We start from the raw sequence: 14134 nt of genomic DNA on the forward strand, positions 1-14134 counted from the left end.
GGAGCCCGGCCCCGGGGGTGGGGGCGGCCTGGACAGCATGGCTGGCTAGGCTGCCCCTCCTGAATGTTTGCCACAGCGGCGGGTGCGGCAGTGCCGGGCGCGCCAAGACGGGGGCGGAAGACGCATGGCAGATCGCCAGACGGTCCAGTTGTTCGACCACATGCGCAGGGGCATGCCGTTCGAGTTCACGACCAAGATGTCGATGATGAAGCGGCTCGCGACGCTGGTGTCCACTGCCGAGCTCTTCGGCTATCAGTACGCCGGGGCCCGCCAGGAGATCTTCTCCATCAAACTGCTCTTCACCCCCGACCCGAACCCGCAGGCGCAGGCACGTGCCGCGCAGTACTGGCCGTACGCGCCGCAGGTGCCCGGGATCCCGCCGCAGACGCTGGAACTCAACAAGAAGCGCGTGCTGTTCGACCTGAGCAGCAAGGCCGCGCTGCTGAAGCGGCTGCCGGTCGTCGGGGTGGTCGTCCTCCTGGCGTTCCTGCGCTCGTTCACCTTCCTGGGCAGCTCTCCGGGCCTCGCCGTCGGCTATGTGTGCGGCATGGCCGTCCTGGCCGGCGTCGGCATGTGGATCACCTTCCTGCGCCACAAGAAGGCCGGCGCGTACCTCCAGGCGGCAGGCTTCGTACGCCACGAGCCCTCACCCGGCCAGGTCTTCCACCTCCCGCCGGGCTCCCAGCCGCAGTACGGCCAGTCGCAGCAGCAGTACGGCGGGCAGGCGCCCGGGTACGGCGGCCAGGCCCAGCCCCCGTACGGCGCACCGCAGCCCCCGCAGTACGGGCAGCAGCAACCTCCGCAGTACGGACAGCAGCAACCTCCGCAGTACGGACAGCAGGCGCCCCCGCAGTACGGACAGCAGGCGCCCTACAGCGGCTGGCCGCCGCAGTAGGAGGAGGGGCAGGAGTCAGTCACCCCTGCCACACGATCGACTGCAGCTCGCTGTACGCGTGCAGCGCGTACGAGCCCACGTCCCGGCCCACCCCGCTCTGCTTGAACCCGCCGAACGGGGCCTCCATGTTCCGGCCGACCGTGTTCACGCCGACCCCGCCGGCCCGCAGCCGCCGCGCCACCCGGAACGCCCGCGCCACGTCGCCCGACCACACGTAGTCGATGAGCCCGTACTCGCTGTCGTTGGCAAGGGCCACCCCCTTCTCCTCCTCGTCGAAGGGCACCACCACCACGACCGGGCCGAAGATCTCCTCCCGCACGACCCGCATGTCGTTCGTGCAGTCCGCGAGGAGCGCCGGAGCGACGTAGAAGCCCTTGTCGAGGGCGGGCCGCTCGCCGCCCGCGACGACCCGCGCACCCTCCTTGCGGCCCAGCTCGACGTACGACTCGACGCGATCGCGGTGCGCCGCGGAGATCACCGGCCCGACGACCGTCCCCCGCGCCCTCGGATCCCCGACCTTCATGAAGCCGATGTACTCGGTGAGCTTCGAGACGAGCGCGTCGTACACCCCGCGCTGCGCGATCACCCGCGTCGGCGCCGTGCAGATCTGCCCGCTGTAGAAGGCGTACGTCGTGCCGATGCCCGCGACCGCCGAGGCGAGGCCCGCCTCGTCCAGGTCGTCGAAGACGAGCGCCGCGCCCTTCCCGCCCAGCTCCATCAGCTGCCGCTTCATGCCCCGCCCGCACACCTCGCCGATGCGCCGGCCGACCGCGGTGGAGCCGGTGAAGCTGACCATGTCGACGTCCGGCGAGTCGACGGCCGCCTCACCCACGTCCACGGCCGTCCCGCTGACCACGTTCACCACACCGGGCGGCGCCCCCGCCTCCTCCAGAGCGGCCGCCATCCGGTACACCGACAGCGGGTCCTGCGGGGCCGGCTTCACGACGACCGTGTTTCCCATGGCGAGTGCCGGGGCGACCTTGCCCGCCGGATTCGCCCACGGGTTGTTGTACGAGGTGATGCAGGTGACGACACCGACGGGCTGCCGTACGGCGAGCGCCCCGAGGACGCCCGCCTTCCCCATGGGTCCGGCCTCGCTGATCTGCGGGGGCAGCGCCTGCTCGACCGGTTCGAGCGCGCCCTTCGCATAGCGGCGGAACCGCGCCACGCCCACCGCGACCTGCATGCCGCGCGCGGTCCCGCTCGTCGCGCCGCTCTCCGCCTGCGCGAGCTCCGCGTTCGCCGCGAAGTCGCGCTGCATCACGTCGGCGGCCCGGTCCAGGATCGCGGCGCGCTCCTCCGGCTTCGTACGCGACCACGAGTCGAGGGCCTCGCGGGCCGCCGACGCCGCGTCGTGGACCTGCGCGCGGGACGCCTCGGGGGCGAGCCCCACGACCTCCTCCGACGCCGGGTCGACGACCTCGTAGTGCCCGCCGTCCGGCTCGGTCCACTCGCCGCCGATGAACAGCCGCTGGGAATCGTCCACTTGACGCGTCACTTGGTGGACACCGTCCTCGTGTCGCGCCCCGACCGCAGCACCGTCCCGGGCACGGACCCGGTCACGACGTCCTCGCGGATGACCTCGACGCCGTTGACCCACACGGCGTTGACGCCGATCGCCTTCGAGTCGAGGCGCGGGCTGTCGCCGGGCAGGTCGTGGACGAGGGTGGCCTTGCCCGCGTCGATCCGCTCCGGGTCGAACAGGACGAGGTCCGCGTGCCAGCCCTCCTCGATCCGGCCGCGCTCGCGCAGCCCGAAGAGCCGCGCCGGATCGTCGGTGAGCATCTTCACCGCCTCCTCGATCCCGGCCAGCTTCCGCCCGCGCAGGCAGTCCCCGAGGAAGCGCGTCGTGTACGGCGCCCCGCACATCCGGTCCAGGTGCGCCCCCGCGTCGGACCCGCCGAGCAGCACGTCCTCGTGGCTCCAGGTCTCGGCGCGCAGCGCCCACGAGTCCGGGTCGTTGTCGCTGGGCATGGGCCAGAGCACCGTCCGCAGACGGTCGTTGGCGCAGATCTCGACGAGGCACTCGAAGGGTTCCTGGCCGCGCTCGGCCGCGATGTCTTTCACCACGCGCCCGGTCAGGCCCTCGTTCGCCTCCGAGTACGTGTCCCCGATGACGTACCGCCCGAAGTGGGCGAGCCGCCGGAAGACACCGGCCTCCTTGCTGTCAGCTCGCCGCAGCATCTCGGACCGCACGTCCGGGTCGCGCAGCTTCGCGATCCGCTCGTCGACGGGCAGGGAGAGGACCTCGCCCCAGCCGGGGATGAGGTTCAGGGCGCAGAACGTGCCGAGCGACATGTTCATGGGCGTCAGGATCGGCATGGTCAGCGCGACGATCCGGCCGCCGGCCTTGCGGGCCCGCTCGCTGGGGATCAGCTGGCGCGGCACCCGCTCGGGGACGGCCGCGTCGATGGTGAGGACGTTCCAGTTCAGGGGCCGCCCGGCGGCGGCGCTCATCTCGACGAACAGGTCGATCTCGTCGTCGCTGAACTGGTCGAGGCACCCGGCCACGATCGCCTCGATCTGCGTGCCCTCGTGCTCGGCGACGGCCCGGCTCAGCGCGAGCAGCTCCTCGGGCCGCGCGTGCCGCGAGGCGACCGGCTGCCCGTCACCGTCCGAGTGCGTCGAGGACTGGGTGGTCGAGAAGCCCCATGCGCCCGCGTCCATCGCCTCGTGGAACAGAGCGAGCATCTGCTCCAGCTGCTCGGGCGTCGGCTGCCCGCCGACCGCGTCCGCGCCCATCACGTACCGGCGCAGCGCGCAGTGCCCCACCATGAAACCGGCGTTGACGGCGATCCGCCCGTCGAGGGCGTCGAGATACTCACCGAACGAGTTCCAGCTCCAGGGCGCGCCCTCCTCAAGCGCGACCAGCGACATGCCCTCGACCTTGGACATCATCCGCCGCGTGTAGTCGGCGTCCTCGGGCCGCTCCGGGTGCAGCGGCGCGAGCGTGAAGCCGCAGTTGCCGCCCGCGACGGTCGTCACGCCGTGGTTCAGGGAGGGCGTCGCGTACGGGTCCCAGAACAGCTGGGCGTCGTAGTGGGTGTGCGGGTCGACGAAGCCGGGCGCGAGAATCCGTCCCCGCGCGTCCTCGACGCTGCCCGCGGGCTCGGTCACGGCCCCCGGCTCGGCGATGACGGCGATGCGCCCGTCACGTATCCCCACGTCGGCGACGTAGGCGGGGGCTCCCGTCCCGTCGACTACGGTCGCTCCCTTGATCAGATGATCGAGCACGAGGTCGTCCCCCTCCTGAAGGGTGAGTGGTGGCGGATTCGCGGGCGCCTGTCCAGCCGGTCGGCGCGCTGAGGATTCGGGGCGCCGATCCAGCCGGTCCGCGCGTCTGAGGTCTCGGGCACCGATCCAGCCCGTCCGGCGTTTGAGGACGAGCCCGAAGGGCGACAGGGGGTCCGGGGCACAGCCCCGCGTCGGTCACCCAAAAAACCCGCGCCCCCGGAAGGCCCCGGCCCCCGTCCGGGAAAGGAGGGGCCGGGGCGGTCCATGGGTGAGCGGCCGGATCAGACGGCCTCACGGAAACGCGTGGTCCGGTGCACCGGATCCGTATCGATCTTCGGAATGACGTGCTCGCCGATGAGCCTGATCGACTGGAGCGTGTCCTCCTTGGAGATGCCGATCGGCATGCCGAACGACAGCTGGTCGGCGCCCGCCTGCTCCCACCGCTTGCACTGCGTGAGCACCTCGTCCGGGTCGCCGCAGATCAGCAGCTCCTCGGCGATGAGGAGTTCGATGATCTCCTCGTTGAACTCGGGCAGCGTCTCGGGCCATACGGGGAAGCCCTCGGGCCGAGGGAACGTGTCGTGGTAGCGGAAGACGAGCGACTGGAGATAGTGCAGCCCGCCGTTCGCGGCGATCCGTACGGCCTCCGCGTGGGTCGGCGCGCAGATCGCGGTCGAGGTGACCATGACGTTGTCGTTGACGAAGGCCCCGACGGGCTCCGCCTTGCCGATGTTCGACTTGTACTGCTCCAGCACCCATTCCATGTCGGAGACCTTCTGGACGCTGAAGCCCAGGACGCCGAGGCCCTTCCTGGCGGCCATCGCGTACGAGGGCGGGGAGCCGGCCGCGTACCACATGGCGGGGTGCGCCTTCCCGTACGGCTTGGGGAAGATCTTGCGCGGCGGCAGCTGCCAGTGCTTGCCCTTGAACCCGACGTACTCCTCCTGGAGCCACATCTTCGGGAACTCGGCGATGGTCTCTTCCCAGATCTCCTTGGTGTAGTTCATGTCGGTGACGCCGGGGATGAAGCCGAGGATCTCGTGGCTGCCGGCGCCGCGCCCGCTGCCGAACTCGTGCCGCCCCTCGCTGAGATGGTCGAGCATGGCGACCTTCTCGGCGACCTTCACCGGGTGGTTGACCTGGGCGAGCGGGTTGAAGATGCCGGAGCCGAGGTGGATGCGCTCGGTGGCGTGGGCGAGGTAGCCGAGGAAGACATCGTTGGCGGAGAGGTGCGAGTACTCCTCCAGAAAGTGGTGCTCGGACGCCCAGGCGTACTTGAAGCCCGACTTGTCCGCCTGGATGACGTACTCGGTCTCCTCCATCAGCGCCTTGTGCTCGGCGAGCGGGTCGGTCTCGGCCCGCTTGCCCACATATCCCTGTACAAAGAGCCCGAATTCCAAGGAGGTTCACCGTCCCCTGTCTGTGACCGGCGGCTGCGTCAGAAGTTCCTGCGCTCTTTCTGACGTACCGTCAGATTCGATGTGCCGACTGTTCCACCGTGCCCGTACAGCGTCAATACCTGATGCAGCGTCAGATCTGGAGAGATCGCAGCACGCTGACGCGTCCTGAAAGATCACAGCACGCTGACGCCCGCCAGCCACCCGCCGTCGATCACGAACGGCTGGCCCGTGATGTACGCGGAGTCCTCCTGCGAGGTGAGGAACAGCGCGAGCCGCGCCACCTCCTCGGGCTGCCCGACCCGCCCCAGCGGCACGAGCTTGCGGTACAGCTCGTCGAGCGCCTGCGAGGCCTCCTCGGTGTCCGCACCCGGGTCCAGTTGCGACGGATTGCTCATGGCGGTGTCGATCGCGCCAGGACAGACGGCGTTCACGCGGATCTTCTTCGCGGCCAGCTCAAGGGCCGCCACCTTCGTCAGCCCCACGATGGCGTGCTTGGTGGCGGTGTACGCGCCGACGTACGCCATGCCCGTCACCCCCGTGTAGGAGGCCGTGTTCACTATCGAACCACCGCCGGCGGCCTCGATCTCGGGCGCGACGGTCTTGATCCCGAGGAACGCGCCCACCTGATTGACCTGGATGATCTGCTGGAACTCGTCCAGGGGCGTGCTGACCAGCTCGTTGAACCGCAGGATCCCCGCGTTGTTCACGAGCCCGTCGATCTTCCCGTACGCCTTCTTCGCGGCGGCGACGGCGGCCACCCAGTCGTCCTCGCGGCTCACGTCCAGATGGACGTACAGCCCGCCGATCTCCTTGGCGAGCGTCTCGCCCTGGTCGTCCAGGACATCCCCGAGCACCACCTTGGCGCCCTCCGCGGCGAACAGCCGCGCCTCCTGCTCGCCCTGCCCGCGCGCCGCGCCCGTGATGACGACGACGCGCCCGTCCAGCTTGCCCATGCCGGTACTCCCAATCGGTGAGGTGCCTGGTCGTTGCCTGGTCGTTCAGATGCTCAGTCGTTCAGGTGCGGAGCGATGTCGGCGCCGAACGCCGCCATCTGGTCGGTGAGTTCGCCGAGGCTCCGGGAGCGGAACCGGACCTGGATCTGGTTCACGCCCATCGCGCCGTACGCGCGCAGCGACTCGGCGAGGGCCTGCGGGGCGCCGGACAGAGTGCGCCGCCCGACATGCCACGCGGGCTCGCCCACGTACAGAGGCTCGGCGATCGCGCCCACGGTGACGGGAGCCTCGATGCCCGCCTCTTCCCGCAGACGCTTCAACTTCGCGATCTGTCCGGGCAGTTGCTCGCGAGTGTCCCCCTGTGGCAGCCACCCGTCCCCCTTCACGGCGGCGCGGCGCACAGCGGGAGCCGAGGAGCCGCCCACCCACACGGGGACGCGGCTCTGCGCGGGACGCGGCCGCTGCCCGAGCCCCTCGAACGCGTACCGCTCCCCCTTGAACGACGGATACTCCTCAGGCCCGAGCGCCGCCTTCAGCGCGTCCAGGGCCTCGTCGAGCACGGCCCCGCGCCGCGCGAAGTCGACCCCGAGCGCCTCGAACTCCTCCTGTACGTGCCCTGCCCCGACCCCGAGGATCAGGCGGCCGCCACAGAGATGGTCGAGGGTGGCGTACTGCTTGGCGGTGGCCAGCGGATGGCGCAGGCCGACGATCGCGACATGGCTCATGAGGCGCACGTTCTCGGTGATGCCCGCGAGGTAGGCGAGCGTGGCCACCGGGTCGTACCAGACGGTGCTCATCGCGTCGGCGAGGCGGCGCGGGATGGCGACGTGGTCGCAGCAGGCGATGTAGTCGAAGCCGGTGCGGTCGGCGGTGCGGGCGATCTCGGCGAGGTCGGCGGCGCCGGCCCCGGCCTCCCAGCCCTCGGCATACATCGTGGACTGGGACTGGACGGGGAGCTGGATGCCGTAGGCGAGGTGCGACGTCCCGGACGTCATGGGGTCACTCACCACCCTGCCCCGCCCAGAGCCCGTCGTCGGTCAGCCCCAGCAGGTCGATGGCGTTGCCGCGCACGATGCGCTCGACGACATCCGCGTCCAGGTGCCCCATCTGCGCCTCGCCGACCTCCTTGGACTTCGGCCAGGTGGAGTCGGAGTGCGGGTAGTCGGTCTCGTAGAGCACATTCGCGACGCCGATCGCGTCGAGGTTCCTGAGCCCGAACGCGTCGTCGAAGAAGCAGCCGTAGACGTGGTCGGCGAAGTACTCGGAGGGCCGCTTGCGGACCTTGTCGGCGACACCGCCCCAGCCGCGGTTCTCCTCCCAGACCACATCCGCGCGCTCCAGGATGTACGGGATCCAGCCGATCTGGCCCTCGGCGTACATGATCTTCAGGTTCGGGAAGCGCTCGAACTTGCCGCTCATCAGCCAGTCGACCATCGAGAAGCAGCAGTTGGCGAAGGTGATGGTCGAGCCGACGGCGGGCGGCGCGTCGGGCGAGGTCGACGGCATCTTGCTGGACGACCCGATGTGCATGGCGATGACGGTGCCGGTCTCGTCGCAGGCCCGCAGGAAGGGGTCCCACTCGTCCGTGTGGACGGAGGGCAGGCCCAAGTGGGGCGGTATCTCGGAGAAGGCGACGGCACGGACGCCACGGGCGGCGTTGCGCCGCACCTCTGCCGCGGCCAGCTCGGCGTCCCAGAGGGGGACGAGGGTGAGCGGTATGAGCCGCCCCTGGGCCTGCGGCCCGCACCACTCCTCCACCATCCAGTCGTTGTACGCGCGCACGCCGAGCAGCCCGAGCTCGCGGTTCTTGGCCTCGGTGAACGTCTGCCCGCAAAAACGCGGAAAGGTGGGGAAACAGAGCGCGGACTGGACGTGGTTGACATCCATGTCGGCGAGCCGGGCGGGCACGTCGTACGAGCCCTTGCGCATCTGCTCGTACGTGATGACCTCGAGCTTGATCTCGTCGCGGTCGTATCCGACGGCGGTGTCGAGTCGGGTGAGGGGCCGGTGCAGGTCTTCGTAGACCCACCAGTCACCTATCGGCCCCTCCTCCCCAGGTGCGCCCATGACGGGGGCGAACTTGCCGCCCAGGAACGTCATTTCCTTCAGGGGCGCGCGCACGATACGCGGACCTTCCTCCCGGTATCTGGCCGGGAGGCGGTCCTGCCAGACGCCGGGCGGTTCCACAGTGTGGTCATCCACCGAAATGATCCGGGGGATGCCCTGCGGGCTCTCCTTGGTCTCCATGGTCTCCATGTCGACCACGGTAGCGCCGATCTGACGACCCGTCAGCTCCCCGGACGGCCGGGACATGAGGTGAGGTGTCTGTGATGGCTGTCTCGCGCGGCTGACGCATCCGCCATGAACAAGGCAAACTGGCCTCGTCGTCTTTGGATCCGACGCGTGCGGCAGGGGGCAGCGATGGACGGTGTACCGCGAGTACCGGAGCAGCGGTACGCCGGGACCTCCAAAAGCACCGGGAGCACTGAGCTGCCCGAGGCCATGGAGGTCCCGGCGGGCCTGCGCTTCAGTGTGCTCGGCCCGGTGCGCGCCTGGCGCGGCGACGAGCCCCTGACCACGGGCTCACCACAGCAGCGCGCCCTGCTCGCGGCGCTCCTGCTGCGCGAGGGCCGCACCGCGACGGCCGCCGAGCTGATCGACGCCCTGTGGGGCGACGACCCCCCGTCGCAGGCCCTGGCCGCCGTCCGTACGTACGCCTCCCGCCTGCGCAAGATCCTCGACCCCGGCGTCCTCGTCAGCGAGTCCGGCGGCTACGCGATCCGCTCCGTCAGCGGCGACGCGCTCGACCTGGCCGCGGCGGAGGCGCTGCGCGCGGATGCCGAGAAGGCGCGCGGCTCCGGCGACCTGCGCAAGGCGCGCGAACTCTGCAACAGGGCCCTGGCCCTGTGGGACGGCGAGCCTCTCGCGAACGTCCCCGGGCCCTACGCCGAGACCCAGCGCGCCCGCCTGGAGGAATGGCGCCTCGGCCTGCTCGAATACCGCCTCGACATGGACCTGGAGCAGGGCTGCCACGCGGAGGCGGTCTCCGAACTCACCGCCCTCACCGCCGCTCACCCCCTGCGCGAGCGCCTGCGCGAGCTCCTCATGCTGGCCCTCTACCGCTCCGGCCGCCAGGCCGAGGCCCTCGCCGTCTACGCCGACACGCGCCGCCTCCTCGCCGACGAACTCGGCGTCGACCCGCGCCCCGGCCTCGCCGAACTCCAGCAGCGCATCCTCCAGGCCGACCCGGCGCTCGCGGAACCCTCCACCCCGACGGCGGAACCTTCGGCGGCCACCCTCCGCCCCGCCCAGCTCCCGGCAACGGTCCCGGACTTCACGGGCCGAGCATCATTTGTCAGTGAGCTGAGCGACGTCCTGTCCTCCGCCTCCTCCCCCGACGGGGAGGGCCAGGTCATGGCGGTCTCCGCGGTCGCGGGGATCGGCGGCGTGGGCAAGACGACCCTCGCCGTCCACGTGGCCCACGCCGCGCGCCCCTCGTTCCCCGACGGCCAGCTGTACGTCGACCTCCAGGGCGCGGGCCCGCGCGCGGCGGAGCCGGAGACGGTCCTCGGCTCGTTCCTGCGCGCGCTCGGCACGGCCGACTCCGCGATACCCGACTCCCTGGAAGAACGCTCGGCCCTCTACCGTTCCACGCTCGACGGCCGCCGCGTCCTCGTCCTCCTGGACAACGCCCGCGACGCCGCCCAGGTCCGCCCCCTGCTCCCCGGCACGGAGGGCTGCGCCGCGCTCATCACGGGCCGCGTACGGATGGTCGACCTGGTGGGCGCACATCTCGTGGACCTGGACGTGATGTCTCCGGAGGAGGCGCTCCAGCTCTTCACGAAGATCGTGGGCGCGGAGAGGGTGGCCTCGGAACGGGAAGCGGCCCTGGACGTGGTCGCCGCCTGCGGCTTCCTCCCCCTGGCCATCCGCATCGCGGCGTCGCGCCTGGCGGCCCGCCGCACATGGACGGTCTCCGTCCTCGCGGCGAAGCTCGCCGACGAGCGCCGCCGCCTGGACGAACTCCAGGCGGGCGACCTGGCGGTCAAGGCGACGTTCGAACTGGGCTACGGCCAGCTGGAGCCGGCCCAGGCCCGAGCGTTCCGGTTGCTGGGGCTCGCGGACGGCCCGGACATCTCCCTGGCAGCGGCAGCAGCGGTCCTGGACCTCCCGTTGGAGCCGACGGAAGACCTCCTGGAGTCGCTGGTGGACACATCCCTCCTCGAGTCAGCAGCGCCCGGCCGCTACCGCTACCACGACCTGGTCCGCCTCTACGCGCGTGCGTGCGCGGAACGGGACGAGCTGCCGCCGGAGGAGCGGGAGGCGGCGATGTCGCGGCTTCTGGACTTTTATTTGGCTACTGCGGCCAGGGTTTATGCGATTGAGCGGCCGGGGGATCGGCTGGTGGATCACTTGGAGGCGACCCGACGTTCAGGGCTGACCTTCAAGGACCGTCACGGAGCACAGGACTGGCTGTACGCCGAGGCCAACGCGCTCCTGGCCTGCGTCCAGCAGTGCGCCGGCAGCGCCACGCTCCGACGGTCCGTCGACCTGTTGTGGGCCGCCAAGGACCTCGCCGAGTCCGGCGCGAACTCCAAGCAGTACGAAGCGGCAGCCCTCGCTCTTCGAGATGCCGCGGAACAGAGCGGCGACACACGCTCCCAGGGCCGCGCGCTGACGACTCTCACCAACGTCCACCTGGTCGCCGGACGCTTTGACCAGGCGGACGAGGAAGCCCGCCACGCGATGCAGTGCGCCATGACCGCGGGCGACCTCGCGCCGAGCTGCTGGGCAGCGAACGACCGAGGGATCATCGCCCTCTACCAGAACCGCAACGCCGAAGGAGAGGCATACCTCCGGCAGGCGATCGAAAGCTTCAGGCTGGACGAGAACCTCGCGGGCGAAGCAAGTGCGCTGTGCAACCTCTCGCGGATCCACCTGGCGATGGGCCACTCGGCCAGCGCTGTGGACCTCGCACAGCAAGGCATCACCATCTACGACCGGCTTGGGCACACCCTGCGTGGCGCGAACGGCCGCTACGCACTGGGACTCGCTCTCACCGGGCGCGGTGAACTGACCCTGGCCACGGCCAGGTTGACCGAGGCGCTGGAAGTCTTCCGTGACAGCAGGCAGAGGCTGTGGGAGGGCATGACACTGTTCCGTCTCGCGGAAGCCCACTTGATCGACCGCGAACCGGCGGCATCGGCGGCGCTCTCGGAGCAGGCTCTCGCAGTGCTGCGCGGGATCGGCGGCGAATGGCGGCGTGGCAACGTACTGACGGTCCTCGGACGGGCACTGGAGTCCCTGAACCAGAGAGGCCGGGCCCGGGTCTGCTGGCAGGAAGCACTGTCGATCTACGAGCTGCTCGGCTCCCCGGAGGCCTCCCACGTGCGAGATCTCCTGACGCCTGCCGCCGCCGCGTAGACGCCGTCCGCACGTTCATCGTTCGTTTATCGGCGCTCGGCATTCTCATCTCTGTCGATCCGTCGCGTCGGGGGGCAGACGGATCAGCGGTGGGACCTCGCCGCTAGGGTGAACGACCCTGATACGCCCGTCCAGCGACCCACGGGGGAGTTGCTGGACGGGCCACCCAATCACTTTCACGGGAGATGAAGAACATGAGCGAACCCAAGAAGGCAGTGACCGAGGTCAAGCCGCTCGACAACCACGCCACCGGTGAAGAAGAGATCACCACGCTCGACAACCACGCCACCGGCGGCGACATCACCACGCTCGACAACCACGCGACGGGCGACACCATCGCCCCCTTGGACAACCACGCCACCGACGAGAAGGCCTGAACAAGCCACTCCGGACGGGGATCGGCCGCGGCGGCGCGGAGGGGGAGCCGTCGCGGCCGAGTCGTGTCCGGCCGAGGGCGGCTCACTCAGCCAAACTCGTCGGCGTCGCAGCGGGCGCGGCAGCGCCCGCACTGGCGGACCAGCATTCACCCGTGTCCCCGCAGGACAGCCACGCGACCGGCACCACCGGCTGACGCACCGGGCGCACCGACGATGGGGCCGAGCCCACCAAGCTCGGCCCCATCGTCGTACCCGCCGCGCGGGGGCGCCGGAGCGGTCCTGGAGACATGCTGGCGGGGAACCATAGCCAGGGCCTATGGACTTCGCGTCCCGAAGCGCGCCAGGTAGTGCCACACCTTCTTGAGCGACTGCGGGGCATAGTGGCCGGCGCGGGCCGCTTCTCCGATGATGCGGGGATCGAGTACACCGTCGATGGCGATCCGCGCGGCCAGGTCGACGTACTCCTGACCTCGGTAGTCGGGGTGACGGCGGAGTTCCTCGACCCCGAGGCGGAAGCCGCCGTGCCACTCCACCGGGCAGCCGAGGCGCAGCGCCGCCACCTCGACACGCGTACCTCGGTAGCACGGGTCCAGAACCAGCGCTTCCGCATCGCAGTCCGGCCGGACCGGCCCATGCACCTGCGCCTCTATGTAGTCGTCCAGATCGTCCTGGCTGTCGGACAAGGCGAGGTCGATGAGCCCCATACGATCCGCGACACCGAAGTCCGAGGGCTCAAGGAAACTGTCCGGGTAGCAGAACGTGGTCCGCTCCACGGTCTCGGCAGTCAGCCGGAAATGGGCGGAGCCGAACCTCGGCGCCCCGCCGACCGCCTTGCGGCGGAAGTTCAACGCCCCGTAGACCGGCCGCTCGCGAGCAGGCGCCCCGTCGTACGACCCGTCGAAGATCCGGCTCTCCCAGCGCCACCGGTCCCCACCGGGATGCGCGGTCAGGCCGCCGTTGCTCGTACCCGTCACGAACTGCGAGTGGTAGAGGCCGTCGTCCGCCAGAGCGTCCAGGATCGGCTTGCAGTGCAGCAGGCGGTCCGGGTGGAAGTTGAGCGTCACCCGCAGCGACGGGTCCACCGGAGGGCCCGACGCCACTGACGCGACATGATGAAGGGCCCGTTCCTGCGGTGTCCGGGAGGCTTCGGAGCTCACCCACGCAGTGTTCCCCAGGCCGATCAGCCGGCGCACATGTATTCCGACGCGCGGTAGTAGCGGTAGTAGGGCCGGGTCAGCGGCTCGTCGGTCACGTCGACTCGGTAGTCCGCCGCCGCCTCACGGGCGTACGGGCTGCGGGGCCGCCCCCGCGGGGGCGGCGGCGCGACCGGCCCCGACTCCGTCGCCGTGACGACCCGGCGCCGGGTGCCCCCTCCCGGCAGCAGCCACGTAAGCACCCGCCCGAGCAAGGCCACCAGCACTACGACTCCCCCGCTTCGACTTCGACCTCGCACCACACCGTTTTCGTCGCGGCACCCTGCTCCACGCCCCATCGCCGCGCCACCGCGTCGAGCAGTACGAGGCCCCGCCCCGACTCGGCGTCGCCCGTCGCATGCAGCAGCACGGGAAGGACGCGTGGGTCGGGGTCCGTGACCTCGACCCGGATCCCGACGCCCTCCACCCGCGCCACCCGCACGCGAACCGGAGTCCCCTCCCCCACATGCCGGATCACATTGCCCATCAACTCGCTCACGCAGAGCTGCACTTCGGGGCACGCCGTACCCAAGTGCCCCCGCACCGCTCTACGTAGCTCGGGCACGGCCTTCGGGATGGCGAGCAACTCGACCTCCAGTTCAGGCGGGGTCACTACCTTCGCGCCGACGGCGGTGGGGGGTTGGCGGTGCATGCGTAC

12 protein-coding genes are annotated in these 14134 nt (G+C 70.4%); 3 read left to right on the forward strand and 9 right to left on the reverse strand.

Going from position 1 to position 14134, the window contains the following annotated elements:
* Nucleotides 1–124: 124 nt before the first annotated feature.
* Nucleotides 125–895 carry a hypothetical protein gene (locus tag ACY0PA_RS19460; RefSeq protein WP_473085811.1) on the forward strand — a complete coding sequence of 257 codons (771 nt, stop codon included), beginning with the start codon at nucleotides 125–127 and terminating at the stop codon, nucleotides 893–895.
* Between the two features lie 19 nt (nucleotides 896–914).
* Here ACY0PA_RS19460 and ACY0PA_RS19465 read toward each other — a convergent pair whose 3' ends face one another.
* From ACY0PA_RS19465 to ACY0PA_RS19490, 6 genes are all read right to left on the reverse strand, one after another.
* A complete protein-coding gene (locus tag ACY0PA_RS19465) occupies nucleotides 915–2393 on the reverse strand; it encodes an aldehyde dehydrogenase family protein (protein ID WP_473085812.1) in 1479 nt (492 codons plus the stop codon).
* Nucleotides 2390–4129 (reverse strand): N-acyl-D-amino-acid deacylase family protein, encoded by a 1740-nt coding sequence (locus ACY0PA_RS19470; protein WP_473085813.1) that lies wholly within the window; start codon nucleotides 4127–4129, stop codon nucleotides 2390–2392. Before ACY0PA_RS19470 ends, ACY0PA_RS19465 begins: the two co-directional genes overlap by 4 nt.
* Before the next feature lie 281 nt (nucleotides 4130–4410).
* Complete coding sequence (locus ACY0PA_RS19475; RefSeq protein ID WP_473085814.1) at nucleotides 4411–5529, reverse strand: LLM class flavin-dependent oxidoreductase; 1119 nt, start codon at nucleotides 5527–5529, stop codon at nucleotides 4411–4413.
* Nucleotides 5530–5702: 173 nt separating this feature from the next.
* Complete coding sequence (locus ACY0PA_RS19480) at nucleotides 5703–6482, reverse strand: SDR family NAD(P)-dependent oxidoreductase (protein ID WP_473085815.1); 780 nt, start codon at nucleotides 6480–6482, stop codon at nucleotides 5703–5705.
* 53 nt (nucleotides 6483–6535) lie between these two features.
* Nucleotides 6536–7477 carry a TIGR03619 family F420-dependent LLM class oxidoreductase gene (locus ACY0PA_RS19485; RefSeq protein WP_473085816.1) on the reverse strand — a complete coding sequence of 314 codons (942 nt, stop codon included), beginning with the start codon at nucleotides 7475–7477 and terminating at the stop codon, nucleotides 6536–6538.
* A gap of 4 nt (nucleotides 7478–7481) precedes the next feature.
* Entirely contained in the window at nucleotides 7482–8738 is a 1257-nt protein-coding gene (locus ACY0PA_RS19490) for an amidohydrolase family protein (protein WP_473085817.1), read from the reverse strand.
* Nucleotides 8739–8903: 165 nt separating this feature from the next.
* Here ACY0PA_RS19490 and afsR point away from each other — a divergent pair, with 165 nt between their 5' ends.
* Both afsR and ACY0PA_RS19500 read left to right on the forward strand, forming a co-directional pair.
* Nucleotides 8904–11906 carry an SARP-family global regulator AfsR gene (gene afsR, locus ACY0PA_RS19495; RefSeq protein WP_473085818.1) on the forward strand — a complete coding sequence of 1001 codons (3003 nt, stop codon included), beginning with the start codon at nucleotides 8904–8906 and terminating at the stop codon, nucleotides 11904–11906.
* Nucleotides 11907–12100: 194 nt separating this feature from the next.
* Nucleotides 12101–12283 (forward strand): hypothetical protein, encoded by a 183-nt coding sequence (locus ACY0PA_RS19500; protein WP_473085819.1) that lies wholly within the window; start codon nucleotides 12101–12103, stop codon nucleotides 12281–12283.
* A gap of 314 nt (nucleotides 12284–12597) precedes the next feature.
* Here the strand turns inward: ACY0PA_RS19500 and ACY0PA_RS19505 are convergent, their stop codons facing one another.
* From ACY0PA_RS19505 to ACY0PA_RS19515, 3 genes are read right to left on the reverse strand one after another with little or no spacing between them, the layout of a single operon-like run.
* Nucleotides 12598–13440 (reverse strand): DUF3626 domain-containing protein, encoded by an 843-nt coding sequence (locus ACY0PA_RS19505; protein WP_473085820.1) that lies wholly within the window; start codon nucleotides 13438–13440, stop codon nucleotides 12598–12600.
* A gap of 23 nt (nucleotides 13441–13463) precedes the next feature.
* On the reverse strand, nucleotides 13464–13703 hold the full coding sequence (locus tag ACY0PA_RS19510) for a hypothetical protein (protein ID WP_473085821.1): 240 nt from the start codon (nucleotides 13701–13703) through the stop codon (nucleotides 13464–13466).
* Entirely contained in the window at nucleotides 13703–14128 is a 426-nt protein-coding gene (locus tag ACY0PA_RS19515; RefSeq protein WP_473085822.1) for an ATP-binding protein, read from the reverse strand. The genes ACY0PA_RS19510 and ACY0PA_RS19515 overlap by 1 nt, the downstream gene beginning before the upstream one ends.
* Nucleotides 14129–14134 lie beyond the last annotated feature (6 nt).

The organism is Streptomyces sp. DS1-CR2 (assembly GCF_055760475.1).

Bases quoted from the DNA above. Each gene is read 5' to 3' on its own strand.
- ACY0PA_RS19460 (WP_473085811.1), top strand. From the start codon at position 125: ATGGCAGATCGCCAGACGGTCCAGTTGTTCGACCACATGCGCAGGGGC.
- ACY0PA_RS19480 (WP_473085815.1), bottom strand. From the start codon at position 6,482: ATGGGCAAGCTGGACGGGCGCGTCGTCGTCATCACGGGCGCGGCGCGC.
- afsR (WP_473085818.1), top strand. From the start codon at position 8,904: ATGGACGGTGTACCGCGAGTACCGGAGCAGCGGTACGCCGGGACCTCC.
- ACY0PA_RS19485 (WP_473085816.1), bottom strand. From the start codon at position 7,477: ATGACGTCCGGGACGTCGCACCTCGCCTACGGCATCCAGCTCCCCGTC.
- ACY0PA_RS19500 (WP_473085819.1), top strand. From the start codon at position 12,101: ATGAGCGAACCCAAGAAGGCAGTGACCGAGGTCAAGCCGCTCGACAAC.
- ACY0PA_RS19490 (WP_473085817.1), bottom strand. From the start codon at position 8,738: ATGGAGACCATGGAGACCAAGGAGAGCCCGCAGGGCATCCCCCGGATC.
- ACY0PA_RS19515 (WP_473085822.1), bottom strand. From the start codon at position 14,128: ATGCACCGCCAACCCCCCACCGCCGTCGGCGCGAAGGTAGTGACCCCG.